This is a genomic window from Streptomyces sp. DH-12, assembly GCF_002899455.1.
Lineage (GTDB): Bacteria > Actinomycetota > Actinomycetes > Streptomycetales > Streptomycetaceae > Streptomyces.
The window spans coordinates 303,667-328,194 of sequence record NZ_PPFB01000001.1; the positions used below are offsets into that span (position 1 = coordinate 303,667).

Consider the following 24,528-nt stretch of genomic DNA (forward strand, 5'->3'; position numbering starts at 1 on the left):
AGATGCTGGCACGGCCCTGCCGCCTTGATCAACCGGATACTGATTGCCGATGACAGACCCACTGGACACGACGCCGGACCGCCGTCCGGGCGGTCGCACCGCCCGCATCCGCGCCCAGGTTCTCGACGCGGTGCGCGCCGAACTCGCTGAAGGCGGTCACGAAGGACTCACGATGGAGGGCGTCGCGACGCGGGCCGGAGTGCACCGCGCCACGGTCTACCGGCGTTGGCGCGATGTCGGCGGCCTGCTCGTCGACGTCATCGACGCCGCCGGCGAGATCGACTGGCAGCCGCCGGACACCGGCTCCCTGCGCGGCGATCTGACGGCCCTCAACCAGGAGATCCAGGAATCCCTGGTCGTGCAGCCGTCGCTCGCCGTCGCCCTGATGGCCGCCTCGTTCCACTCCGAACAGGCAGCGCGGGCCCAGACGAAGGTGTGGACGGACCGGTACGCCCAGTGCGAGATCCTCGTCGAGCGCGCCATCGAGCGCGGTGAACTCCCCGCACGGCACACGGACGCGCGGAGCCTGCTGATCGCCGCCACGGCGCCGCTCTACCACCAGCTGGTGCTCCTGCGTGCCGATCCGGACCCGCAACTCCCGGAACGGGCCGCGGAAGCGGCGGTCCTGGCGGCTGCCGCGGGCGCCTTCTCCGTCCGTCGGGAAGAGAGCGTGTGACCGAGGAGACAGGGAACGAACGCAAGCGCAATCAAGAGCGCCACAAGACCTGGATCACGGTCCAGTAGCCCTGGTTCGGACACCAGGGAGCAAATAGCCGCGAGACCAACTTTCGAGGGCTCACCTACGGTGGCGGACGGCCGGGTCGCGCTCGGCTACGTGCCTGGCGACCGCGTCCACACCGGGGCGGGCGTACCGCTCCAGGGAGCGGACGGAGGCGTGACGAGAGCGGGCCAGCAGCATCGGGGTGGAGGTGCCACCCTCGGCGTCGTGGGTGAGCGCACTGTGGCAGAGCCGGTGCAGGGTCCAGCCGTCCAGGTCCTCGATGTCCTCAGGCGAGGCGAGGGGGTCGGCCAGCAGCGGGTGTGCTCCTCGAAGATCTCCTCGGCCCGGCGGTAGGAGAGCCGGGCCCGGCCGGTCTCCGGGCACACGTCCAACGTCGGCGTCCCAGCTGGGGCCTTGCGGCCGGTGAGGAACAGCGGGCCGCGGCTCCGGCCGGCGATCAGCCGGGGCAGCAGTTGGGCGGCGCCGGACTGCCAGTGGATCCACTCGGTCGCCCCGCCCTTGCCCAGGGTCCGGCCACGCTTGTCGCCCGGGTGCAGATCATCGACGTCCAGGCACAGGATCTCCTCCGCCCGGGCCGCCGACTCGTAGAGCATCTTCCAGAGCGTCTTCTCCCGCAGCGCGACGTCCAGGTGCCAAAGGGCGGCGATCTGGTTCTCCGAGAGGGCCTTCGTGCGGTCCGGCGGCGCCGGGCGCCGCTCGATGCCGATCGTCGGGTCGCAGGCGATCCAGCCCTGGCGCTGCCACCAGCCGATCGCCTTGCGCGCGATGGACAGCTCCCGGTTTACGGTGTCGCCGTCCATCTCGTCCGCCCGCGCCGCCGCCAGCTCGGCCAGGACCTCCGGCAGCACCGGGTTGTCAATCGCATCGATGGGGATTAGGGGCGGCTTCGCGCCGCGTCGGGCGGGCCCGGTCGGCGCGCGCTCGCCGGCGAACATCCACCCCCACGTCGTCAGCGAGATCCGGTAGATCCGCGCGGAGGACTTCGCGATGCCCGCGCCGGTGAGGTACCGATCGACCGCCGCGGTGTACGTGGCCGGAGGGGCGGACATAGGCACGACACGGGCGCGCGGCAACCGAAGCACGCCCCCTGCTCCGAGTTCGATCACTGATTCGATCGCCACGCCCGCCCTGCCCTTCCGGCCCTGCCGCAGTAAATGCGTACACCTCGCCCTGACGGCCGCAGTGGTCCGCCGCAGGTCGCGATGATCGCGGTAGGGGCTCCGCCGCAGTAAATCCGGTATTTACTGCGGCACCACCCTGGCGGGCCGTGAGCGGCCGGTAGTTCGATATACCGACAGGGAAGCGGGATGGCCGCTACCGCCAACCGCTGTACCACCGGCCCTCACGCCGGCCAGGCCCCGAGCATCACGTAGCGCTACACGTCCGTTCGCCGTAGCTATACGAGAACAGGGCCGGGCCAGGTACGTCCCTGACCGGGAACATGGCCTCCCGCACCCACGCCGGCTGCTCGCCACCGACGACCGGGAATCAGTCCGCTGGGGCTCGCGGGCTGTCAGGGGGGCGGCTGTTACAGCTCGAACTCGAGGTGCTCGATGTCCGTGAACCTGACCTCCTCCAGGCTGCCGGCGCGGCGGCCGCCGTCCTGGAAGTACACCTCTTTGAGCGCTTCGGCGGTGATCTCCTGCAGGCGGGCGTCGCTGGCGCCCTGCTCCTGGGCGTCGAAGAGGCGGGCGGCGTACTGCGGGGGCAGGGCGACGGTCAGGTGCCGGATGCGGTCCTGGTCGGTCGATCCGATCGGTGCGGTGTAGCCCATGCGGGCACGGGTGTCGATGACGATGCCGTCGGCGGTCGCCGCCTTCGCCTTGGCCTTGGCCCGGATCTGCGGCTGCCACCGCTTCTTCACCTCGCGCTCCAGACGCGCGGCGAGGTCCGGGCGGGGCTTCTTGATCTGGCCCTTCACGTACCGCTCGACGGTGCGCTGGGAGACCCGCAGCAACTGCGCGACCGCCTTCGTGCCTTTGAGCTGCTTGACCAGGTACCGCATCTGCGCGGGTGCGCTCTTGGGCGCCGGACGGGTGAACGCCTTCTGCACCGCGGCCTCCAGGCCGTCCCCGAACAGGCTCATCGTGGCCTACTCCTACTCTCCGTTGTCGACGTCGGTGACGGTGCCGTCCTTGATGTACCGGGCGAGGTTGAGCTCCGGGGCGTTGAACCGCTCGCGGACCTCCTCGCCCCACAGGACGGTCTGGGTGCCCTCGTGCTTGACCAGGCCGGGGTTGATGCCGAGCTTGAAGCCGCCGGGCAGCGGCTTGCCCTCCCGGTAGGGCAGGAAGTCCAGCGGGCTCTCGCCGTTGGTGGCGTAGACGACGCAGTCGGACAGGATCGCGACCGGGTACTGGCCGGTGAACGCCGCGTGCTTGACGATCTTGCGGTGCAGGTTGATGCGGGTGCGGGAGATGACCGCCGCCCGGATGTCCGGCCGCCAGGTCGGGCGGGACAGGGCCCGCCACGGCTCGCCCGGCCGCCAGCCCTCCCCGCGCGGACGCTCGCGCAGCTTGCCCAGACCGCCCTTGACCGTCGCCTTGATCGCCGAGACGACGATCGCCAGCTCCGGGTCGCGGTCCTTGTAGCCGTCCATCGCGGCGAGGAAGTCGGCCGGGGCGAGGTCGGCGGCGACGCCGAGGTCGGCCATCGTGGCGAGGTAGGCGTCACGGAGCCGGTTGTACCAGCCGTCCAGGTAGCGGCCGTTCTCGTACCGGACCCACGCCTCGATCGGGCGCACCTCGTAGCCGAGCTCCGCCGCGTAGGCGACGGTGGGTGTCGCGTACCAGGCCGGCCCCTCGGGACGCTCGCCCTTCGGCGTGAACGGGGAGGGCAGCAGGCTGCCGTCCAGCTCCACCCACTCCTTGCCCACCTTCACGCGGGACAGGTCGACGTGGGAGAGGTCGACCAGCCACGAGCCGGGCAGCTTCGGATCGAACACCGGATCGGTGACGTGGGTGGGCGCACCGAGGCCGACGTTCAGACCGTTCGCGCCGGCGGCGAAGGCCATGTTGACGTCGATGCCGACCAGGTTGCGCAGGGTGCACTCCGCGTCGGTCATCGGCCGTGCCCAGTCGTACGCCTCCTCGAACAGCTTCTCGCCGGGGCCACGCACGTGGAACCGGGGCAGGTCCTTGAGGACCGGGTGGCCGTCGGGGGCCTCGCACGGCGCCGGGTCGACCGGGTCCTTGCCCAACGAGCCGGGGTTGTGCTCGGAGTGACGCTTCCCCGTCGCGTCGGGCTCGGAGGCGCGCGTCGGCGGGTGCAGCGCGGTCATCAGCTCCAGGCCGGTCACGGCGGTCGATCCGCGCGGCGTCATCACCCGGGAGGCGTACACGCCCAGGACGCGGGCGAGTTCGGCCGGCGGGAGCTGCCCGGCCTCGCCCCAGTGCCGGGTGTCCAACGCGTTCCAGGAGGGGATGCACAGCTGCACGCAGGCCCGTTCCGAACCGGTCGCGGGGCGGTAGATCCGCGCCCACGGGCCGAACCCGCGCTTGGTCAGCTTCCACTCCGCGCGCGCGAGCTGCTTGATGACCTTGTGGCCCTCCGGGATCCGCCCGGCGTGCCTCTCCTCCTCCGTGAGCGTGACGGGGAGGCCGTAGCGCTCCAGCGCGGCCTCGGTGAGCACGATCAGCGGGTCGGCGTCCTTTCCCGGCCCGGCGAGCTTCGGCTGACCGAGCTTCGCCTCGCGCAGCGTCCAGTCGACCAGGGCCGGGACGCTCTTGGCGGGCACGTCCAGAACCAGGCCGCCGGTGCAGTACGCCAGCACCTTCCCGTCCTCGACGTCGACGACCGCGAGCGGTCCGTTCTCGAACCGCGGGTCGGTGCCCGCCGGGGCACCGGCCGGGGCCGCCTCCCTCGCGCTGGGGCGGCGCGACGTCGACGACGTCCTGGTGGTGCGCGCCGGACGGGGCGCGGCCGCCGGAGCGGCGGCGGGAGCAGGGGCAGCGGCCCGGGTGTTCTCGGGCGCAGTCGTGTCCGCAGCGGCGGGAGCCTGGACCGGGGACAGGGGCCGCGCTTTTGCCGGGGCGGGCGGGGCGGTGAACGTGGCCGGTGCCGCGGCGTCCTGGACCGGCGCGGCGGTGGTATCGGCGGGGTAGAGCTCCGCGAGCTTGTTCAGCAGCCGGGCGTAGGCGTCGCGCTCCGGCGGACGAGGCTCGGTCTTACCGGACTCCCAGCCGGACACCGTGGCCCGGCGCACCTTCAGCGCGCCTGCCACTTCGTCGATCGTCAGGCCGTGCGCGGTGCGCAGCCGCTTGCGCTCCGCCGGCGGCGGAAGTACGGCGCGGGACGCGACGAGCGCGTCGACCGCGTCGAACAACTCGGACATGGAACACCTCCTGCCTCACACTCTACCCATGTCGCGTACGTTTCGCGTACATTTGGCGTACGAATCTCCGGGTGGAGCGCGTTCAGAGGGGAAACAGCGCACGGCGCCTCTGATGGGCAAGGGTGCCGCGGTCAAGCTGAATGGCTGGTCAGTCTGCCTGAAAGAGGTGACGTGTTTCCCAGGTGGTCCGCCACCGGCCCTTGGGGAAGACCGGATACGGACCGGACACACGTGCCGCAAGCCGCTCCTGTCAGCGGGCCGCCTGGATCGATCTCGGTCTGGACGACAGGTGCCCTCAGACGGGCGTTGTCCGGGGCAGTCCGCCACCGGATCGTTCACCGCAGGAAGCGTGCTGGCCGGCGCCTACGCCGGCGCCGCCGCCCTGACCGCGCCCTGGCGCGGTCGGCGACTCGACCGCACTGTCCTGCCCGCCGGGCTCACCCTTCCGCTGATCGGCGGAGCTTTGATGCTGGCTGTCCTCGTCGCCGCACTGGCCGTCCGCGCACCCGTGGCCGTCCTCGCCGCGGCAGCGGCCGCCGCTGCGGTGGCCACGGCTGGAGCACCGGGAGGGATGCGGAGCCTGCTGCCCGTGCTGTGGGGCGAGCGCACCTCGACCCGCGCCTTCGCCGGGGACTCCGCCATCACCGAGATCACCTGGGTGGCCGGCCCCGCTCTCACCGCTGTCCTGGCCACCGGTCTTGGTACCATCGCCCCGATCGCCTGTGCAGTCCTCTTCTGGGCGGCGGCCTGCCTGCTGGTGCGCCGCATCCCCGGCCGTCGCACGCCCCCGACCTCCCCAGCGGCACATCAGCGCACCGTAGGACTGGTGCGGGCCGTGCTGCCCCTGCTGGTGCTGAACCTCAGCGTCGGGATCAACCTGGGCACCCTGGACGTCGCCCTGCCTGCTCTCCTGCACGACCGCGGGGAGGCGCCCGCCGGCAGCGGGCTGCTCATCGCGGCACTGTCCATGACCAGCGCGGCCACCGTCCTGCTGCTGACCGTCCCGGCGGCGGAGCGCTACCTCGCCCAAGGCGCGGAGGCCCGCCGGTCGGTGCTCTGCCACGCCTGCTACGGGCTCGCTTTCCTGGCCCTAGTCACACTCCCGCCGTACGCCGGTGTGCTGGCGGTCGTCATGGCCGCCGGCTGCTTCCTCGGCCCCGCGGTCAGCTTCACCTTCGCTCTCGTCCCACAACGAATCGCCCCTGACCGGCACAGCGAGGCCTTCGCCCTGTTCATGTCCACCAACGCCGTAGGCACAGCCGCCGGCACACTGACCGCCGGCCTGTTGACGGAACACCTCTCCATCTCCCTCGCCCTGTTGGTCGCGGCCCTCCCGCTACCGGCCGCCCTCGCGGCCGCCCCCGCCCTACGCCGCCCCCGCACCTCACACCCACCCGACGCAACCCCGTGAAGATCAGCGTCCTCGAACGCCAGCTAAGACGTCGTCTTATTTGGGGTGTTGGGTAGTCCGCATCACGTGGTGATGGTCGAGCGTATGGTGCCGGACGAGTTGTGGGAGCTGTTCCAGCGAGTGGTGCCCCCTGCTCCATCACGGCCGCAGGGTGGTGGTCGGTGCCGGTACGGGGATCGTGAGGTGCTGGCCGCGATCGTTTTCGTGGCCACGACGGGCTGCACATGGCGGCAGTTGCCGCCGGTCTTCGGCCCGTCGGGACCGACTGCGCACCGGCGCTTCACTGAGTGGTCCGCCGCCCGGGTCCGGGCGAAGCTGCACCGGCTCGTCCTCGATGAACCGGGCTCGCGCGGGGAGCTGGACTGGTCGCGGTGCGCGATCGGTTCGGTGAGCATGCGGGCCGTGAAAGGGGGGACCTGACGGGTCCGGATCCTGTGGACCGGGGCAAGGAAGGCTCGAAGATCCGCTTGATCGCCGAGCGGACCGGTCTGCCCCTCTCGATCGGGATCTCCGGCGCCAATCCTCACGACAGCCAGGCACTCGAGCCGCTCGTGCGGGGCATCCCGCCGATCCGCTCCCGCCGCGGACCCCGTCGACGCCGCCCCGCCGAACTCCACGGCGACAAGGGCTACGACTACGGCCACCTGCGGCGATGGCTCCGCAAGCGAGGCATCCGGCACCGCATCGCCCGCAAGGGCATCGAGTCGTCCACCCGGCTGGGCCGGCACCGCTGGACGATCGAGCGCACCATGTCCTGGCTGGCCGGCTGCCGCCGCCTGCACCACCGCTACGAACGCAAGGCCGAGCACTTCCTCGCCTTCACCGCCATCGCCTGCAGCCTCATCTGCTACCGCGGACTCACCAAATGAGACGACGTCTTAACCTCGCCGCGGCCTCCATCATGCTCTCGGCCCCGGCCGACCAGGCGGCGCGATCCCCCGTGGAGAACAAATGAACCTGCGCAGCACTGCGAGCGGGGGCCGTACAGGCGTCTCGCGTGGCGAGACCCCGACGCGTGGCTGCCCCGGGCTCGTGGCGCGGTGATCCGGATCGCGATCTCCATGAACGCCTCCAACCGGGCCACCGGTCATGAGCAAGTACCCCGCCCACGCGAGCCCGGTGGATTTCGGGAAGTGATCCGGGCACGGCCGGGGAAGTCCGTTCAGAACATGCGGTCGCGCCGGATGTGGTGTGGGATCAGGTCGAGGAAGGCATGCAGCGCCCGCGTCGGCGGACGCGTCGCGGAGGCGACCACGCTGAGCGTCCAGGCCAGTCGGGCGTCCGCGAGGGGGACGGTACAAACGGCGTCCCCGGCCGCCGCGGCGAAGTCCGAGGGCAACAGCGCCACGCCCAAGCCGTGCGCCACGTAGTCCACGATCGTGGTGATGTCCGAGACCTCGATGAGGACCCGCCGGGACAGCTCCTCCTTCGTAAACGCGTCGTCCGCGACCTGGCGTTGCCCGAAACCGGCGGGCATGTCGACGAAGGATTCCCCGGCGATGTCTCTGAGCCGCACACGCTTCCGGCAGGCCAGTGGGTGATCGGCGGGGACCAGCAGCTGGACCTCGTACCTCTTGATGGCCCTCGATCTGAGGTGATCGTCCTTGATATCGGCTCCTACGAAGGCCACGTCGATGTGGCTCTCCTTGATCCGCTCGATCAGCCCGGAGGTTCCCCGCTGGGAGGTCTCGGTACGCAACCGGACCTCGGGATGACGGCGGTGGAATTCACCGGCCAGCGCGGGTATGTCGATGACCGTCAGCCCGCTGAGGACGCCAACGGTGAGGCTGCCGCGCAGCCCCGTGGAGAGTGGCTCCACTGCCGCCCGGGCCCGGTCGAGTGCCTCGATCGCGGTCCGCGCCTCGGGGAGGAACGCCGAGCCGGCCTCCGTCAGTCTGACCGACCGCGTGGAGCGGAGGAGCAGTTCGGTCCGGAGCTCGTGCTCCAAGGCCTTGATGCCGGCCGAGAGCGTGGACTGAGTGACGTGCAGCCGCTCGGCCGCCCGCGTGAAGTTCAGCTCCTCGGCGACGGTGATGAAGTACTCCAGCCGCTTCTGGTCCACGCCCATCCTCATTAATCGGTATGTCCGATCGAGAATTCGAAAACATTCGTTGGACACGATAGCTGGGCAGGGCGACTGTTGTCGTGCGGGGCAACGCCCGGACCAGGAAGCGTCAGCGAAAGAGGATGACCGTGCGCGTACTGCTCACCGGCGGCACCGGCTACATCGGAGCCGCGGTGCTCGATCGGCTCGTCTCCGGCGGCCACCAGGTCACTGCCCTGGTCCGCTTAGCCGAGAAGGCCGAGCTGGTGCGGGCCAAGGGCGCCGAGCCTGCGGTTGCCGACCTGGCAGACGGCCACGCCCTGGAGGAACTCGCGACTGCGAGCGACGGCGTGATCCACCTGGCGTCGCCAGGCGACGAGACCAGCGCGACCGTCGACGGGGTCGCCGTCACCAGCTTCCTGCACGCGCTGCGGAACACGGACCGGCCGTTCGTGCACACCACCGGCGTCTGGCTGCACGGCAGCGGTTCGGCGATCACCGAGTCGTCCGGAGTGAACGCCCTGCGGCTGACCGCCTGGCGGGTGCCGCTCGACAAGCTCGTGCGCGACGCGCAGAGCGTCCGGACCTCGGTCATCGCACCGGCAGTGGTGTACGGCCACGGCGGCGGTCTGCTGAACCTCGTCGCCGCCGGTCCTCGAACCACCGGAAACACCCCGGCGCTCACCATGATCGGTTCCGGTGACCAACACTGGAGCACCGTGCACGTGGACGACCTGGCCGAGCTTTACGTGCTCGCGCTGGAGAAGGCCCCGGCCGGTTCGTACTTCATCGGCGCCAGCGGTACGAACCCGACCGTACGGGAGATCACCGAAGCGGTGAGCCGCTCCGTCGGCCTGGCCGGACGCGTCGAGCCCGAACCCGTCGTGCAGACGCTCGACCGGCTCGGCCTGCTCGGCGAGGCCCTTCTCCTCGACCAGCAGGCTTCGGGCGACACGGCCCGGCGTGTCCTGGGTTGGACCCCCACGGGACCGTCGGTCCTCGACGACATCGCGCGTACTGGCTTCTGAGAAAGGCCCGCGCCCCGGGCCCCGCCGCAGGCGGGACCCGACCGGCCATCGGCGGCCGGGCCGACCGGGCCCTGCCCGGCCGCAACCCTTCTTGAGGAACTTCGACATGAGTACTTCCACCGCTCCAACCGGATCAGGTCGTCGCCGCCCTGCTGGGCCCGGTCCCCAGTCGGCGGAACAGTCCCGCCCATCCGTGCCTCGCGGCGGCTCGCTGGCCGTCACGGCAGCCATCGCAGCCGGCATGGTGGTGCCGGTACAGGCCCGTCTGAACGGCGAGCTGAGTCATCGCCTCGACGACGGCATCGCCGCGGCGGCGATCAGTTTCTCGGGCGGACTCGTCCTGTTGTCCCTCCTCGCGCTCTTCTCCTCCGGGCTGCGCGGCGCGCTGCGCAGCCTGGCCGGCGCTTCACGGGATGGGCGGCTCCCCCGCCGGTACCTGCTGGCCGGTGTGCTCGGCGGCACGTTCGCCCTGGCCCAGTCCACCGCCGCGCTGGTCACTGGAGTCGCCGTGTTCACCGTGTCGGCCATCGCCGGTCAGACCTTCGGCGGTCTGATCGTGGACAGCCGGGGTATCGGCGGCGGCCTGCGGCAGCGCCCGGGCGCCGCCCGGCTCACGGGAGCGGCCGTCATCCTGGTGGCCGCAGCCGTGTCCGCCCTGCCCCGTTTCGCCGACACCCTCGCGCCGGGCACGATCATCCTGTCGGCCCTCGCCGCCCTCGCCGCCGGCTTCCTCCTCGGTGTGCAGCAGGCACTCAACGGAGCGACGACGGCCGCGTCGGGCTCGCCGATCGCAGCGACCTGGCTCAACTTCCTTGTCGGTGCGGTGTTCCTCGCCGCGGCCTGGGGGGTGAAAACACTCGTGCAGGGGACCGCGGGGGACCCGCTGCCCACCAGCTTGTGGGTCTACCTCGGTGGTCTGTGCGGCGTGGTGTTCATCGGCGCCTCGGCATTCCTGGTGCGCCGGATCGGTGTCCTGCTGCTGGGCATGGCCTCTATCGCGGGGCAGCTCGCCAGTTCGATCGCCCTGGACTTCCTGGTCCCTTCGGGCGGTCGGTCCCCCTCCGCCCTCACCGTCCTCGGTGCGTTCCTCACGTTTGGCGCCGTCTGGATTGCCTCCCGACGCCCTCGTGACACCACCGCGAAGTGATCCACGTCCGCGCCCGGACCGGACGCGGACCCGACCCACCACCCCTCTCTCGTTGGAGAAGCAACACAGTGCCGCCCACGGCACGAAAGGAACCACAGGTGTCCCAGAACCAGCCGCAGAACAACGAACGCATCCTGATCAAGGGCGCATACCTGATGACGCAGGACGACAAGCTCGGCAACTTCGTGGGCGATGTCCTCATCGCCCACGGCAGGATCCTCAAGGTCGGCCGGGACCTGTCCGACGACCGGGCCAGGGTCATCGACGGCACAGGGAACGCCGTGCTGCCCGGTTTCATTGATACCCACCGCCACAACTGGCAGGGAGCGCTGCGCAATCTCGGCCCTGCCTGGACCTACCAGGAGTACCGCAGCCAGGTGCAAATCGGCCTCGGACAGTACTTCGACCCCCGGGACGTACACATCGGCAACCTGGCGGCGGACCTGATGTCCCTCGACTCCGGGGTGACGACCGTTCGGGACGAATCGCACATCAGCAACAGCCCCGAGCACTCGGACGCGGCGATCGCCGCGCACTGGGAGTCGGGCATCCGTGCCGTCTTCGACCACGGCTGGCCGTCGACGGAGGCCGAACAATGGCAGTTCGGCAGCGACCGCACCCACCCCGACGACATTCGGCGCATCCGCAACGAGGTGCTCTCCGACGACTCGGCGCGGGTAACCCTCAACGCAATGCTCCGCGGACCGGAGTTGTCCACCCCCGATGTGTCCGAGCATGACATCCGGCTCGCCCGTGAACTGGGCCTGCGCATCAGCATGCACGTGGGCCTCGGCGAGTGGGGGGCGGAGCAGCAGGCCGTACGGCAACTGGAGGAGGCCGGGCTGCTCGCCTCCGACATGACGTTCGTCCACCTGTGCACGTCGACCGACGAGGAGCTGAGAATGCTGGCCGCACGCGGCGCCACCGCGTCCGTGGCCGGCGCCCTCGAGGTCTTCATGCCGGGCCTGGGCCAGCCGGCCACCAACCGGCTGCTGGCCGCCGGTGTCCGCCCGAGCCTCAGCGTGGACACCGAGACGATCGTAAGCGGTGACATGTTCGGCGTCATGCGGGCGACCCTCGCCTACCAGCAGCTGATCCTCGCCGGTGCGGCCGGGCCCATGGACCGTGTTCCCGGCCTACCCACGTTCAACGCCGCCGACCTGCTGTCCTTCGCGACCATCGAGGGCGCACGGGCCGCGGGGATCGACGACCGCACCGGCAGCCTGACCCCGGGCAAGGAGGCAGACCTGATCATGATCCGCCTCGATCACGCCAACATGCTGCCCGCCACGGACGTCGCGGCCACGATCGTCGCGGGCGGCCACGCCGGCAATGTCGACCTGGTCGTAGTGGCCGGTGCCATCCTCAAGGAGAACGGTGTACTGAAGGGAGGCGACGCCGTCTTCGACGAGGCCGCGGCCTCCCGTGACCGGCTCTTCCACGCCGCCGGTCTGCCGCTCCCGGTCTGAGCCGACCACCAGGCAGGCACGGGGCCGACGCGAACGACGACCCGGCCGACAGATGCACGTCGCCGTGGCGCACCGGAAGCCGCTTCGACACGCAACCGGCGTCCCCGTAGCAGCAGAGCTGCGCACTCGCGCCACCGCCCTGATGCGCGCTCTGGGCCGCCGTCGCGGTAAATGCCGGATTTACTGCGGCAGACCACCCTATGGCGATCTTCGCGACCTGCGGCGGACTCTCCGACCGCCGCAGGCGAGGTGTCCGCATTTACTGCGACAGGACCGGAGGGGCGGGACGGACGTGGCGATCGAACCGGTGACCGAACTCGGGAGCGGGGGTGTGCTGCGTGTGCCGCGCGCCCGGGTGGTGCCCTGTCCGCCCCGCCCGCGTCGTACACCGCGGCGGTCGAGCGATACCTCACCCGCGCCGGGATCGCGAAGTCCTCCGCGCGGATCTACCGGGTCTCGCTGACGACGTGGGGATGGATGCTCGCCGGGGAACCGGCGCTGCCGGAGGCTCTGGCCGAGCTGGCGGCGGCACGGGTGGACGAGATGGACGCCGACACCGTCAACCGGGAACTGTCCATCGCCCGCAAGGCGATCGGATGGTGGCAGCGCCAGTCGAGACCTACGGAAAGGTTCCCGCCAAGAGCATCGTGTACGGCGACTACGGGATTCTGAAGGAAAATGTCTACGGGTACAAGTACCACCGCGGCAGCGCCTGCCAGAAGTCCAACAAGCAGTACATGACCGTCTGGGCTCCCTACCGCGAAGGCTGGCGCGTCAGCTAGCCCCCGCGCCCGGCCCTGGCACCAGGGCCGGGCACCCCGCCTTCACTCCCGGGAGACCCCGTTGCGTCGCACCACACTCACCGCTGCCGCCTTGGCCACGCTGCTCCTCGCCGCAGGCTGCTCCGACGGACCTGAGGCGAAGCATCCGAGCCCCACCGCTCCGACCGCTTCCGCCGACAAGCCCACACGAGCACCCGCCACGCAGCCACCCAGCCTCGACCTGCCCGAGAACGCGCGGACCCTGGTAGCCGAGACCACCGGCGACAAGAACCAGGAACTGCCCGAATTCACCCCGCAGGAAGGCGCCTACACCCTCTACGCGACGTGCGAGGGCAAAGGCAAGGTCTCGATCGTGGACCGGGACAGCAGCAACCCCCACCCGGTCACATGCAACGGGGTCCACACCGTGGGCGTCGTCTACGAGGACAAAAAGCCCCAGCACCTCACCGTCCAGGTGACCGGCGGAACCTCTGTCTGGAGAATCGCGGTGGTTTCCGGGAACCACCAGCCCTGACACAGCCCTCGCCCGGGGCCCACATCCCCGTCTCCGGCCAGACGCCAGGCCCCGGCCCACACGACACCAAAGCTGTGACACGGCAGCTGAAGTTTCCCCGTGATCTTGGACACTCGTTCGTTATGCCGCGAGGGTGTGTTGATGCCGCTGCCTGGTCTCGGCCGGGGTGAGGTAGCCGAAGATCTTGTGCTTGCGTAGGCGGCGGCGGTTGTAGAAGGTCTCGATGAAGGTGAAGACCTCGGCGCGGGCGGTGGCCCGGTCGGGCCAGGTCCGGGTGCCGATCTCCTCCTTGAGCAGGGCCCAGAAGCTCTCCGCCGCGGCGTTGTCGAAACATGATCCGGTGCGTCCGCAGCTCTGTCGCAGCCCCAACTCCTTTATCCGATCCCTGAATTGCGCCGATGTGTACTCGCTGCCGCGATCGCTGTGGATCACGCATCCGGGCTCCAGACCGCCTCGGCCGTAGGCCATGTCGAGGGCGGCGACGACGAGCTCGGCGCGATGGTGATCGGCCATGGCATAGCCGACGACCTCCCGGGTGGCTAGGTCCAGCCAGCAGGCGAGGTAGAGCCAGCCCTCAGCCGTCGGGAGATAGGTGATGTCGCCGACCAGCTTGATCCCGGGACGCTCGGCGTGGAAGTCGCGGCCGATCAGGTCCGGGGCCGGCCTCGCCTTCACGTCCGGCCGGGTCAGCGAGCGGTGCTTGCGGCGGGTGACGCCGCGGATGTCGCGCTCGCGCATGACGCGGGCGGTGCGCTTGCGGTTCACCCGGTGCCCCAGACGTCGCAGCTCGGCGTGGATGCGCGGGACGCCGTAGGTGCGACGTGAGGCGATGTGGAGCACGGTGATCTCGTGGGCGAGCGCGTCGTCGGCCGCCCGGCGGGCCTGCCGAGCGGCCTCGCCCTCGCGCCAGGCGTAGTAGGAGGAGCGGGCCACGCGCAGCACCCGGCACAACATCACGATCGGGTAGTTCGCCTTCTCCGCATGGATCAACCGGTACAACATGGTCACCGGTCGCTCTCCTTCGCGAAGAAGGCCGTCGCTTTTTTCAGGAGCTCGATCGTCTGCTGCTGTTCGCGGTTCTCTCTGCGCAGCCGGCGCAGTTCCTCACGCTCCGCGCTGGTCAGCTCGCCCGGGGCGCCCTCGCCCTGGTCGGCCTTGGCCCGGCGATACCAGCCGCGCAGGGACTCGGAGCTGATGCCGAGTTCCCGGGCGACGGCGGTGACCGTCTTGCCCGAGGAGTCGACGAGCGCGATCGCGTCCCGCTTGAACTCCTCGGTGTACCGCTTCGTGTACTTGCTTCCCACCTGGTGCTACTTCCTCTGGAACCTCACGTCCCAGTCTCCAGGTGTCCACGATCAAGGGGAAGCTTCAGTCCATTGCCTTCCCCGCATCCCGCTCCCGTCGGCCAGGGCGTCTATGATCCGCTGGTAGTCCGGCGCGAGGACCGTCGGGGCGAGCCCTTCCTGCCAGTGCGGCACCACCGAACCGGGCACCGCCGTCCTGGCCTGGGCCGGCCGTTCGTCGGCCGACACGGCGGGCGGCGCATCCCGGCCACCGCCGGACCCCGCCAGAACCTCGCCGACCGTCTCACGGGCGATGACGAACCGTTCCCACACAGCCTCGGCCTCCCGCAGCTCGGCCTGGAGAGCCTCAACCCGCTGCCGAGCCGCACGTTCACGCTCCTCCAGCAACCCCAACACCGACGGCATCCCGGCACCTCCACCGAAGAGACGACACAACACCCCGTCCCTGCCGCCGAAACACCGCCCCTACACCTGACCAGCGGAAACACACCCGCCACTCTCGGAAAGACAACGGCTTCTGAGGATTTTAGCGATGTCGGGGTGGGAGCCATTGTCCGCCCAGTCCAGCGGGGACCAGCCTGCGCCTTGGTCTTCGCGGAGGTTGGGATCGGCGCCATGCGCCAACAGTTCCCGGACCGTTGTGGTGTGCCCCCAGCAAGCAGCCGCGCACAGCGGTGTGCCCTCCGAGCCGGGGCCACTGCTTTCAGTGTCAGGGGAAGCCCCGGCCTCCATGAGCAAGTGGGCCACTTCGGCCTCTCCCTGCACCGATGCCAGGTACAGAGGAGTGGTGCCGTCAGTGTTCCTTCTCTCCGGACTTGCTCCACTGCGCAGCAAGGTCTTCGCGCTTTTGACGTCACCTGACAGGATTGCCCCGAAAAGGCGGTGGGAGAGCTTCTTCTGCTGTCGCTGCTTCACAGCTGGTGAGGCTAGCGATCATGGGTACGCCAGAGCCACTCATATTCATTCGTTGATCATTGCGACCAACACAGTGGCCTCGTAGCGGACGGCGAGCTTCTCGTATCGCGTGGCCACAGCCCGGTGGCGCTTGAGGCGGTTGATGCCGCACTCGACGGCATGCCGCTCGCGGTAGTCGGTCTTGTCGAACTTCGGAGGCCGACCGCCCCGGGAGCCGAGCTTGTGGCGGTTGCGGACCTGGTCCGCCGGGACCGGGATGGTCGCCTTGATCCCGCGTTTGCGCAGGTAGGCCCGGTTGCGGCGGGAGTCGTACGCCTTGTCGGCCCGCACTCGGTCCGGTCGCCTGCGAGGCCGTCCAGGGCCGAGTCGAGGCACCCGGATCGCGTCCAGGACAGGCTCGAACTGCGGGGAATCGCCCCGCTGACCCGCGGTGATCACGATCGAGAGCGGCTTCTGTCCCTGCTCGACAGCGAGGTGGATCTTTGTAGTCAGCCCGCCTCGGGAGCGTCCGAGCCCGTGGTCGGCCGGCTCGACGGCGATGCCGCCGGGCGGCTCCTTCTGCAGGTCCCCTTTTTCGACGCCCCGGCGGCGTGCTGGTGGGCCCGGCAGACGGTGGAGTCGACGTTCACCTCCCAGGTGATCAGGCCCTTCGCGTCGGCCTGGGCCTGGAGCTGGGTAACGATCCGCGCCCACGTGCCATCGCGCTGCCAGCGTCGAAACAGGTCATAGACCCGGTCCCAGGGGCCGTAGCGTTCCGGCACATCACGCCAGGGGGCACCGGTCCGCGTCCGCCATCGTATGCCGTCTATCAGCTGCCGCCGCGTCCAAACCGCCGGACGGCCCGGCTTGATGCCCTGAGGCAGCAACGGCTCCAGTCGGGCCCACTGGCCGTTCGTCAGATCACCACGCCTCACAGAACGTGATCATCTACGACCAAGATCTATTTTCGCAACAGGCCCTAGCTTGATCTTTAACCTGTGCGGCGGGGCCGTGGGGTCGTTGACTTCTTTGTTCGTCGTTGCGTCGGCTGTGCTTTGCGGGGTGTGTGCACGTCGTGGCGGGGTGTGGGCTGGGTGTTCTTGCGGCCCGGTGGTCGTCCAGGACCGGGCCGGGAGGGTTTCGGTGCCTGGGCCGGGCAGGCGGTCGTCGGGCGGATGTGTCGGAAGTCCCGGCGGACACGGGCGGGGGTGAGTCTGTCCGGCGGGCTGGGTTTCTCCCAGGGGCGGCGCCGGTCGGCTGCCAGCGGCCGGGCGAGCCGCAGTTGGGTGTAGGCGGCGAGGATCAGCCAGGTCCAGCGGTCGGCCGCTTCGGGGGTGCGGATCTTCGGTGTGGTCCAGCCCAGGGTCTGCTTGAACAGGCGGAAGGTGTGCTCGATGTCGAAGCGTCGCAGGTAGGACTGCCAGAGGCGGTCGGCGTCGGCTTCGGTGGCGTCGGTGCCCGACCACCACAGCCAGACCGGCTTGGGGGTGGCTCCGCTGGGCAGGTGGTCGATGTCCAGGCGGATCACCGTCCCCTCGATGATGGGGAGGGTGCCGTCGGCCATGGCCCAGGAGGAGCGGTGGGTCAGCTTGGGATGCAGCCGGTTCCAGGAGCGGGCCAGGGCGGTGCCGTAGAGGCGGGTGTCGGTGACGGTCTGGGTGTCCGGGGTGCCCCAGGTGTCGGGCTGGCCGAAGACGAACTCGCCGCCGTGCCGGGGCGGGCGGCCCATCGTGCCCGGCCGACGAGGCGGAACAGGCCTGCGCAGGACCCGGTCCGAACGCATCCGGGCCAGCACCTGCACGGGCAGATCTCGCAGGAGGAAGGCCAGGCGGGGTGCGTCGTAGCCGGCGTCCGCGACGATGAGGATGTCCGGGTCGCCCGTCTGCCACTGACCCGCCCTGATCAGTCGCTCAACCAGTTCGCGCAGTTGGCGGGCGGTGACTGTGGCAGTGTCGTCCCCGGGTGCCAGCCGAAGCGCGTCCAGCGGCGCGGTCCATGAACTGCGGCCGGGCTCGAGCGCGCAGACGATGGAGTACGGCCAGCCGGGAACGGGGATGTGCTGGTCCTTGCCGCGTCCGTAGGTGTGGCACAGGATCCGTTGCGGTGAGGTGTGAGCATTGGGCCGCAGCCAACAGGTGATGTCGACAGCCAGGACCAGCCGGCCATCAGCGGCCCGCGGCAGGGGCACCGCGGTCAGGGCCTGCCGCAGCCGGTCCGTATCCACTTGGCCGCGGGCCACCGCCGCGTAAAGTCCGCCGTGACCGCGACGGTGTTCGCCCACCAATGACAGCTCGGCCAGCGACCTGACCGGCCCGTCACCGCACAGGACGGCGTCGGCCAGCTCGAACAACGCATCCGAACGAGCGGTGAGACAGGAGTAGAACTCGCCCCGGAAGCGTGACAGTTGCGCCAATTCCTCTTGCCGGGTGTCGCGTTGCAGCAGACTCATCCTTGCGGCCTTCGTGCTGGACGTGTGTGTTCCTTGGTCGGAGCACATGTTCAGACGAAGGCCGCTTCTGCGTCCGCCGGATACCGAACCGAGTGATCAAGTTCGAGACGCCATTCGACGCCGGACGTTAAAGATCAAGCTAGTGACCTGAGTCGGAGATTCGTCGTTGGTTTGGCATGAGTCGTCCGGGTCCGAAGATTTCGCCGTTGTCGGTGACCGATGCCCAGCGGGCCGTGCTGGAGGGCTGGGTGCGCCGCCGCTCGACCGCTCAGGCACTGGCCCAGCGTTCAAGGATCGTGCTGGAGTGCGCCGACGGACACTCGATCATGGAGGTGTCGCGCCGGCTGCGGGTCAGTCCGGACACGGTCCGCACCTGGCGGCGACGCTTCCTCGAGCGAGGGCTGGACGGCCTGTGTGACGAGCCGCGGCCCGGTGCTCCGCGGAAGATCACCGACGCGGACGTCGAGCGGGTCATCGTCAAGACGCTGGAGGAGAAGCCGAAGAACGCCACCCACTGGTCGACCAGGTCGATGGCGGCGGCCACGGGCATGTCCCAGTCCGCGATCTCGCGGATCTGGCGGGCGTTCGCCCTGGCCCCGCACCGGTCACAGACGTTCAAGCTGTCCACCGACCCGCTGTTCATCGACAAAGTCCGTGACGTCGTCGGGTTGTATCTGGATCCGCCGGAGAAGGCCCTGGTCCTGTGTGTGGACGAGAAGTCGCAGATCCAGGCCCTCGACCGCTCTCAGCCGGTGCTGCCGATGATGCCCGGGGTTCCTGAGCGCCGCAGCCACGACTACGTCCGGGCCGGCACCACCACCCTGTTCGCGGCCCTGGAGGTCGCCACCGGCAAAGTGATCGGCTCCCTGCACCGCAGGCACCGGGCCGTGGAGTTCAAGAAGTTCCTGGCCAAGCTGGACAAGGAGGTGCCCGCCGACCTCGAGGTCCATCTCATCCTGGACAACTACGTCACCCACAAGACACCCGCCGTCAAGAAGTGGCTGCTGGCTCACCCGCGGTTCCATCTGCACTTCACTCCGACGAGTTCGTCCTGGCTGAACCTGGTGGAGCGGTGGTTCGCCGAGCTCACGCAGAAGAAGCTCAAGCGCGGTGTCCACCGCTCCGTCCAGGCCCTCGAACGCGATATTCGTTCCTGGCTGGCCGACTGGAACGACAATCCACGACCGTTCGTCTGGACGAAGACTGCCGACGAAATCCTCGACAAAGTCGCGGCCTACTGCCGACGAATCTCCGACTCAGGTCACTAGCCCGACGACGCCCCGCGGCTGGTCTTCGGCGGGAGTGCTGACAGCTTCGGTGTGGTCGAGGACGTCTGATTGGTCTTCCAGCGAGGGCCTTGGTGCCGATGGGGCCTCGTTCCGTCAGCACCAAGGCTCGAGGGGGAATCGCGGCCCTACTTTCCCGCTGGCGGCCGCGGTGCCCGTGCTCGTGGGCACCGCGTCGCCCCAGAGCGCGCTCCCCATCGAAACGGACTGTGCCGGGAAATCGACGTCGGCATCCGACCATGAGCCTTACGACGCCAGCCCGTAGGTCACCGAAGGCGTCAACACGAAGACCGGGCTCCCCAACGGCCGGGCCCGCCCGCTGATCCGGCGGGCCGCGCCGGATCAGCGGGATGACAGCCCTGTGGCTCCTCCGTCCTACCGGGCGAACCGTACGGGCAGGCTGCGCGGACCGCGGATCATCATTCCCGGGCGCCAGGTGATCGCCGCCGGGTGGACGTCCAGAGCCAGGTCCGGGCAGCGTTCCAGCAGCGTCCGCAGGGCGATGCGCGCCTCCAGCCGGGCCAACGGCGCACCCAGGCAGTGGTGGATGCCGTGGCCGAACGCCACATGGCCGCGGGCGTCACGGAGGATGTCGAAGCGGTCGGGCTCGGGGAAGCGTTCGGGGTCGCGGTTGGCATCGGCCATGGCGACGAGGACGAGTTCGCCCCCTCCGGGGATGACCGTGTCGCCGATCGTCACCGGTTCGGTGGTGAAGCGGAACGTGGGGGTCTCCAGCGGTCCCTCGTAGCGCAGCGCCTCCTCGACGGCTGCGTCGACGAGGGAGAGGTCCGCGCGCAGAGCGGCCAGTTGCTCGGAGTGGGTCAGCAGGGCGAGGACGGCGTTGGATATGAGGTTCACGGTGGTCTCGTGGCCGGCCACGAGCAGCAGCCAGGCCATGCCGAGGAGTTCCTCGTGGGAGAGCCTGTCGCCGTTGTCGTCCGAGTTGTGGATCAGTCCGCTCATGAGATCGTCACCGGGCTGCTGCCGCTTGCGCTCCACCAGCTCCACCAGGTAGTGCGCCATCGACTTCGCCGCGGTCTGACGCAGTTCGGGGTCGGCCGCGCCGAGTGCGTCGTTCGACCACGCCCTGAAGGAGCCCCGGTCCAGGTCCGGCACACCCAGAAGTTCGCAGATCACGGAGATGGGCAGCGGAAAAGACAGCGCCTCGACGAGGTCGACGCGCCCGCCGGGGGCGGCGAGCATCCTGTCCAGGAGCGTGTCCGTCGTCTCCTGGATGCGCGGGGCGAGCTCCTCGACGCGGCGCGTGGTGAACTCCCGGGCGACCAGCTTGCGCAGCCGGGTGTGGTCCGGCGGGTCGGCCCTGAGCATATGCGTGCCGGGGGATATGGCGCCGAGGGGAAGGGAGGGCGAGGCCTTGCTCCAGTCCTTGGAGAGTCTCTGGTCCGCGAGGGCGGCGCGTCCGGCCTCGTATCCGACGACGAGCCAGGCCTCCGCGCCTCCTTCCGGCATGCGAATGCGGTGCACCGGGCCCTGCGACCGCAGTCGGGCGTAGACGGGGTAGGGGTCGCGGGTGAAGGACTCGCCGAGCGCCGCGAGATCGACCACGCTCATGGGAATACCACCTAACTGATTCCGGAAAAAGGAGTTGTGCGCCGCAGTGACCCGGGCGCGAACGTCATGGCGACGCGGAGGCGGCCGGGGAAGGGGTCACCCGGGAAGCGGCCGGCGGCTGTCGTCCACCGGCGTGTGCGGTGCCGGGGAGGGACGCGTTTCGGCCGGGCCGTGGGCGCCGTGCACGCCGGACGCCGCCGGCTCATGGTTCCGGTAATGGTCCGCCCCCTCGGATCAACACCTGACCGCCCACCGACTGTAGCTTCTGTCGCCACTGAAGGGAGGCGAATATCGGGCGGCGGTAGCCGATCAGGGCCGCTGCTATGCCGACGAAGGCGAGGAAGTGTTCGGCCTTGTGCTCGTAACGACGGTGGAGCCTTCGGCAGCTGGCCAGCCAGGACACGGTTCGCTCGACCACCCAACGATGTCGGCCCAGCCGCTGCGAGCACTCGATGCCCTTGCGGGCGATGCGGTGGCGGATGCCACGCTCGCGGAGCCATCGGCGCAGGTGGTCGTAGTCGTATCCTTTGTCGGCGTGCAGTTTCGCCGGCTTCCGGCGCCGGGGCCCGCGGCGGGAGCGGATGGGCGGGATGCCCCGGACGAGCAGCTCCAGGCCCTGACTGTCGTGCATGTTCGCGCCCGAGATGCCCAAGGGCAGCGGCAGTCCGTTGCGGTCGCAGATCAGGTGGATCTTCGATCCGAGTTTGCCGCGGTCGGTCGGATTCGGTCCCGTCAAAGGCCCCCTTTTGCCGCCCGCAGACTGACCGAGCCGATCACACACCGCGACCAGTCCAACTCACCTTGTGCTCCGAGTTCGTCGAGGATTGCCCGGTGGAGCCGGGCCCAGACCCGGTCCCGGCTCCACCGGGCGAACCGCCGGTGGACCGTCTGCCAGGCCGGCCCGAACACCGGCGGCAGTTGCCGCCACGTGCAGCCCGAAGTCGCCACGAAGATGATCGCGGCCAGGGTTTCGCGGTCACCCGCCCGACGCCGGCCACCGCCCTGCGGACGTATCACCTCAGTCGATGGCACCACCCGCCGGAACAGCATCCACAACTCGTCCGGCACCAGTCGCTCCGCAAGATCCGCCATGCACGGATCAACGAATGATCACGCCATAAGAAACGACGTCAAGCGGCCCGGCCTTGGTCGTGCCACCAGCGGCGGATCGACTCCACCGCGAACGCGGCGGTGTCGTGGTCGGTGCCGATGTTGATCCAGCCGGTGTCGGCCGCCAGGTCGTAGATGCCGTAAGGGATGGCTTTGCCCAGCTGCGGATCGGCGAAGTCGTGGACCCGTACCGGCACCGGGTCGCCCGTCGGCAGCCAGGAACGGCCCGGATCGTGGAAGTCGCCGATGAATTCTTTTTCTTGGTGTCCACGCTGATCACCGGCTGGCCGGCGTCCTGGTGTTCGCGTGCCTGCTCGTTGAGATACCGGAACTGGGCGTCCTGGTCGGCATGCTGACTGCCCTCAAGCGTCTTGGCGTTGGCCTGCAGCCGGAAGCCCTCCTGGCGCAGCAGGCCGGCGACGGTGTCGGCACCGACCCGATGTCCCTGGCGGGTCAGCTCGGCCGCCAGCGTGCGGGTCGACCTGGTCGTCCACCGCAACGGCGGCATCGGCTCCTCGCGCTCGTCCGGCTCGACCAGCGCCAGCAGCGCAGACCGCAGTCCGGGATCGAGGTCCGTGACGCGTTTGCGTCCACCGCCCGACCGCCGCACCCGCCCCACCAAGGATTCGCCCGCTTCCAGGTCGGACATACCCCTGCGGATCGTTGTCTCGCTCACCCCGGCCGCCCGGGCCACGGCCCGGATGCCGCCTTGTCCCAGAATCCGGGCCTCCGCGGCCGCCAGCAACCGCCGCTGCCGCTCGTCCAGATGCGGGAACAACACCCCCAGCTTCACAGCGAGTTGATCATGAGTCTCGTCCGGGATGCGCATACGACATCAACGAGACCCCACCCCCGAAAGCAACACCTTGATGATCGGCAGGCCCTTACCCGCACAATCCTTCCACCCGAAGATCGGCGGAGCACGCCTGTACGCCAACGCTTTTGAGCACACCATGACGGGCATGGGTCTTTGAGCGATCCAGCGTTCCGGGGCAGCTCTGACGAAGAGGCTGCCCCGGAGCCCTATTGAGTACAGGTACTCATGAATCTCCGGCCTCCCGAGGGCACCCTGCTAGAGATGCCTAGGAAAAAGGGGGGCACTATGCCAGGGAGTCGCCTACGAACTACGGCCCTACTGGGGAGTCTTTTAACGATCTTGACGGTCGCAGTCTCCGCATGCTCATCCCAAAACCGGGCTATAGTCCAGAAGGGGTCCGTAAACTTACTGCTAGCTCCCAGGCCGGTAAAGCGCGGCAGGGTGCGGAAGGACGCCTCCGCGCCGTCGTCCAGGCTTACACGGGCCATACTCCGCTGTCCCTCGAGATGATGGTCATCCGTGACCGGCGCCTTGGAGGAGAAAAGACACGGAGGATCGACCCGGACGGCTACGACCCATACAAAATAAGAGCTTGTCTCACGTGGTGTGAGGTGGATGCGGCATGATGTTTTGCCATGGGTGTTGGTTTGTCGCAGCGGTTGGTTCCTGACGAACTTTGGTCACTGGTCGCACCGTTGCTGCCTTCGTTCGCTTCCCGTCCGCAAGGCGGAGGCACGGCCCCGGTGGATGAGCGGGCGGTGTTCACGGCTGTGGTGTACGTGCTGACCAGCGGCTGTGCCTGGCGGCACCTGCCGGAGACATTTGGCGTCTCGCCGGCCACCGCCCATCGCCGGTTCTCCGCATGGACCAAGGACGGGCTGTGGCGGCGGCTGCACCAGGCCGTTCTGGACGAACTCGGCGCCCGTGGCGAGGTGGACTGGACCTCGGCGATCGTGGACGCGGCCTCCGTCCGCGCGAAAAAGGGGGATCGCTGACCGGGCGCAATCCGGTCGACCGGGGCAAGAAAGGCAGCAAGCTCCATGTCCTGGCCGACGCCCAGGGCCTCCCTCTCACCCTTGGCGTCTCAGGGGCGAACGTTCATGACAGCCAGGCGCTCCTGCCGCTGGTGCTGGGCATCCCCGCCATCCGCTCCCGGCGCGGCCCCGCAGACGTCGGCCCGGCAGGCTCCGCGCCGACAAGGCGTACCACTCCGCCGACAGGCTGAAGTGGCTGCGCGAGCGGGGCATCGTCCCGCGCATCGCCCGACCCGGCATCGAGTCCAGCGAACGGCTCGGCCGGCACCGCTGGAAGATCGAACGGTCGATCTCCTGGCTCTTCGGCTACCGCCGCCTGACCGTCCGGTACGAGCGCAAAGGCAGCCACTTCCTGGCCTTCCTCGGACTCGCAGCGGCCCTGACCTGCTACAAGAAACTCGCAAAACTCACCACGTGAGACAAGCTCTAAAATGCTTATTTAATATCTCGGCCTACTACAGCGCTGACCCGAAACAGATGGGGAACGTTTTGGAAAGCATTCTGAACGGAGGAGGCCTTCCCGGCTCCCGCATCGCTTTCGGTCACGACTACTACCGTGACCAACTCGTTGACTACTACCGGGGGCGAGCAC

20 protein-coding genes and 3 pseudogenes are annotated in these 24,528 nt (G+C 69.3%); 10 read left to right on the plus strand and 13 right to left on the minus strand.

Annotated elements, in window-relative coordinates:
• Nucleotides 1-49: 49 nt before the first annotated feature.
• A complete protein-coding gene (locus C1708_RS00605; RefSeq protein ID WP_106410788.1) occupies nt 50-676 on the plus strand; it encodes a TetR/AcrR family transcriptional regulator in 627 nt (208 codons plus the stop codon).
• 155 nt (nt 677-831) lie between these two features.
• Here the strand turns inward: C1708_RS00605 and C1708_RS34700 are convergent, their stop codons facing one another.
• The 3 genes from C1708_RS34700 to tap form a co-directional block, all read right to left on the minus strand.
• Nucleotides 832-1,791 (minus strand): tyrosine-type recombinase/integrase, encoded by a 960-nt coding sequence (locus C1708_RS34700; protein ID WP_241911125.1) that lies wholly within the window; start codon nt 1,789-1,791, stop codon nt 832-834.
• Between the two features lie 479 nt (nt 1,792-2,270).
• Complete coding sequence (tpg, locus tag C1708_RS00615; protein WP_106410793.1) at nt 2,271-2,828, minus strand: telomere-protecting terminal protein Tpg; 558 nt, start codon at nt 2,826-2,828, stop codon at nt 2,271-2,273.
• A gap of 12 nt (nt 2,829-2,840) precedes the next feature.
• On the minus strand, nt 2,841-5,075 hold the full coding sequence (tap, locus tag C1708_RS00620) for a telomere-associated protein Tap (RefSeq protein WP_106410794.1): 2,235 nt from the start codon (nt 5,073-5,075) through the stop codon (nt 2,841-2,843).
• A 349-nt stretch (nt 5,076-5,424) separates the two neighbouring features.
• On the opposite strand from tap, the gene C1708_RS00625 reads away from it, so the two are divergent.
• Together C1708_RS00625 and C1708_RS00630 are read left to right on the plus strand one after the other, a co-directional pair.
• A complete protein-coding gene (locus tag C1708_RS00625; protein WP_106410795.1) occupies nt 5,425-6,486 on the plus strand; it encodes an MFS transporter in 1,062 nt (353 codons plus the stop codon).
• A 72-nt stretch (nt 6,487-6,558) separates the two neighbouring features.
• A protein-coding gene (locus tag C1708_RS00630; protein ID WP_106416078.1) for an IS5 family transposase occupies nt 6,559-7,355 on the plus strand; the annotation gives its coding sequence in 2 pieces (ribosomal slippage) (nt 6,559-6,894 and nt 6,897-7,355; 795 coding nt in all).
• Nucleotides 7,356-7,648: 293 nt separating this feature from the next.
• On the opposite strand, the gene C1708_RS00635 is transcribed toward C1708_RS00630, so the two are convergent.
• Nucleotides 7,649-8,548 (minus strand): LysR family transcriptional regulator, encoded by a 900-nt coding sequence (locus tag C1708_RS00635; RefSeq protein WP_106416079.1) that lies wholly within the window; start codon nt 8,546-8,548, stop codon nt 7,649-7,651.
• Between the two features lie 125 nt (nt 8,549-8,673).
• Between C1708_RS00635 and C1708_RS00640 the strand changes: the two genes are divergently transcribed.
• The 5 genes from C1708_RS00640 (at nt 8,674) to C1708_RS00660 (ending at nt 13,470) form a co-directional block, all read left to right on the plus strand.
• Nucleotides 8,674-9,558, plus strand: a complete 885-nt coding sequence (locus C1708_RS00640) for an NAD-dependent epimerase/dehydratase family protein (protein WP_106410796.1) — start codon at nt 8,674-8,676, stop codon at nt 9,556-9,558.
• A gap of 193 nt (nt 9,559-9,751) precedes the next feature.
• The gene (locus C1708_RS00645; protein WP_106410797.1) at nt 9,752-10,705 is read left to right on the plus strand and encodes a DMT family transporter; all 954 of its coding nucleotides are present in this window, start codon (nt 9,752-9,754) and stop codon (nt 10,703-10,705) included.
• 98 nt (nt 10,706-10,803) lie between these two features.
• Nucleotides 10,804-12,174 (plus strand): amidohydrolase family protein, encoded by a 1,371-nt coding sequence (locus C1708_RS00650; protein WP_106410798.1) that lies wholly within the window; start codon nt 10,804-10,806, stop codon nt 12,172-12,174.
• A 596-nt stretch (nt 12,175-12,770) separates the two neighbouring features.
• Nucleotides 12,771-12,956 (plus strand): hypothetical protein, encoded by a 186-nt coding sequence (locus C1708_RS34250; protein WP_198602362.1) that lies wholly within the window; start codon nt 12,771-12,773, stop codon nt 12,954-12,956.
• Nucleotides 12,957-13,017: 61 nt separating this feature from the next.
• Nucleotides 13,018-13,470, plus strand: a complete 453-nt coding sequence (locus C1708_RS00660) for a hypothetical protein (protein WP_106410800.1) — start codon at nt 13,018-13,020, stop codon at nt 13,468-13,470.
• A gap of 120 nt (nt 13,471-13,590) precedes the next feature.
• Here C1708_RS00660 and C1708_RS00665 read toward each other — a convergent pair whose 3' ends face one another.
• From C1708_RS00665 to C1708_RS00690, 6 genes are all read right to left on the minus strand, one after another.
• Nucleotides 13,591-14,472: an IS3 family transposase gene (locus C1708_RS00665; RefSeq protein ID WP_241911404.1), complete on the minus strand. Its 882-nt coding sequence runs from the start codon at nt 14,470-14,472 to the stop codon at nt 13,591-13,593.
• 2 nt (nt 14,473-14,474) lie between these two features.
• A complete protein-coding gene (locus tag C1708_RS00670) occupies nt 14,475-14,774 on the minus strand; it encodes a transposase (RefSeq protein ID WP_106410802.1) in 300 nt (99 codons plus the stop codon).
• A gap of 51 nt (nt 14,775-14,825) precedes the next feature.
• Nucleotides 14,826-15,179: a hypothetical protein gene (locus C1708_RS00675; protein WP_241911126.1), complete on the minus strand. Its 354-nt coding sequence runs from the start codon at nt 15,177-15,179 to the stop codon at nt 14,826-14,828.
• Nucleotides 15,180-15,239: 60 nt separating this feature from the next.
• Nucleotides 15,240-15,689, minus strand: a complete 450-nt coding sequence (locus C1708_RS00680; RefSeq protein WP_106410803.1) for an ankyrin repeat domain-containing protein — start codon at nt 15,687-15,689, stop codon at nt 15,240-15,242.
• Nucleotides 15,690-15,734: 45 nt separating this feature from the next.
• Nucleotides 15,735-16,603, minus strand: a protein-coding gene (locus tag C1708_RS00685) for an IS5 family transposase (RefSeq protein ID WP_274543338.1) whose coding sequence is annotated in 2 segments (ribosomal slippage) — nt 15,735-16,256 and nt 16,259-16,603 — 867 coding nt in all. Because the reading frame shifts where the segments join, the coding sequence is not laid out codon by codon here.
• Between the two features lie 56 nt (nt 16,604-16,659).
• Nucleotides 16,660-18,117, minus strand: coding sequence for an NF041680 family putative transposase (locus tag C1708_RS00690; protein ID WP_106410804.1), 1,458 nt, complete (start codon nt 18,115-18,117; stop codon nt 16,660-16,662).
• A gap of 176 nt (nt 18,118-18,293) precedes the next feature.
• On the opposite strand from C1708_RS00690, the gene C1708_RS00695 reads away from it, so the two are divergent.
• The gene (locus tag C1708_RS00695) at nt 18,294-19,385 is read left to right on the plus strand and encodes an IS630 family transposase (RefSeq protein ID WP_106410805.1); all 1,092 of its coding nucleotides are present in this window, start codon (nt 18,294-18,296) and stop codon (nt 19,383-19,385) included.
• Between the two features lie 393 nt (nt 19,386-19,778).
• Here C1708_RS00695 and C1708_RS00700 read toward each other — a convergent pair whose 3' ends face one another.
• The 3 genes and pseudogenes from C1708_RS00700 to C1708_RS00710 all read right to left on the minus strand — a co-directional run.
• Nucleotides 19,779-20,975 carry a cytochrome P450 family protein gene (locus C1708_RS00700; RefSeq protein ID WP_106410806.1) on the minus strand — a complete coding sequence of 399 codons (1,197 nt, stop codon included), beginning with the start codon at nt 20,973-20,975 and terminating at the stop codon, nt 19,779-19,781.
• A 298-nt stretch (nt 20,976-21,273) separates the two neighbouring features.
• Nucleotides 21,274-22,067 (minus strand): annotated as a pseudogene (locus C1708_RS00705) (IS5 family transposase); the annotation flags it as partial.
• Nucleotides 22,068-22,114: 47 nt separating this feature from the next.
• A pseudogene (locus tag C1708_RS00710) lies at nt 22,115-22,914 on the minus strand (ISAzo13 family transposase); the annotation flags it as partial.
• Nucleotides 22,915-23,537: 623 nt separating this feature from the next.
• On the opposite strand from C1708_RS00710, the pseudogene C1708_RS00715 reads away from it, so the two are divergent.
• Nucleotides 23,538-24,354: pseudogene (locus C1708_RS00715) on the plus strand (IS5 family transposase).
• Nucleotides 24,355-24,528: the final 174 nt, after the last annotated feature.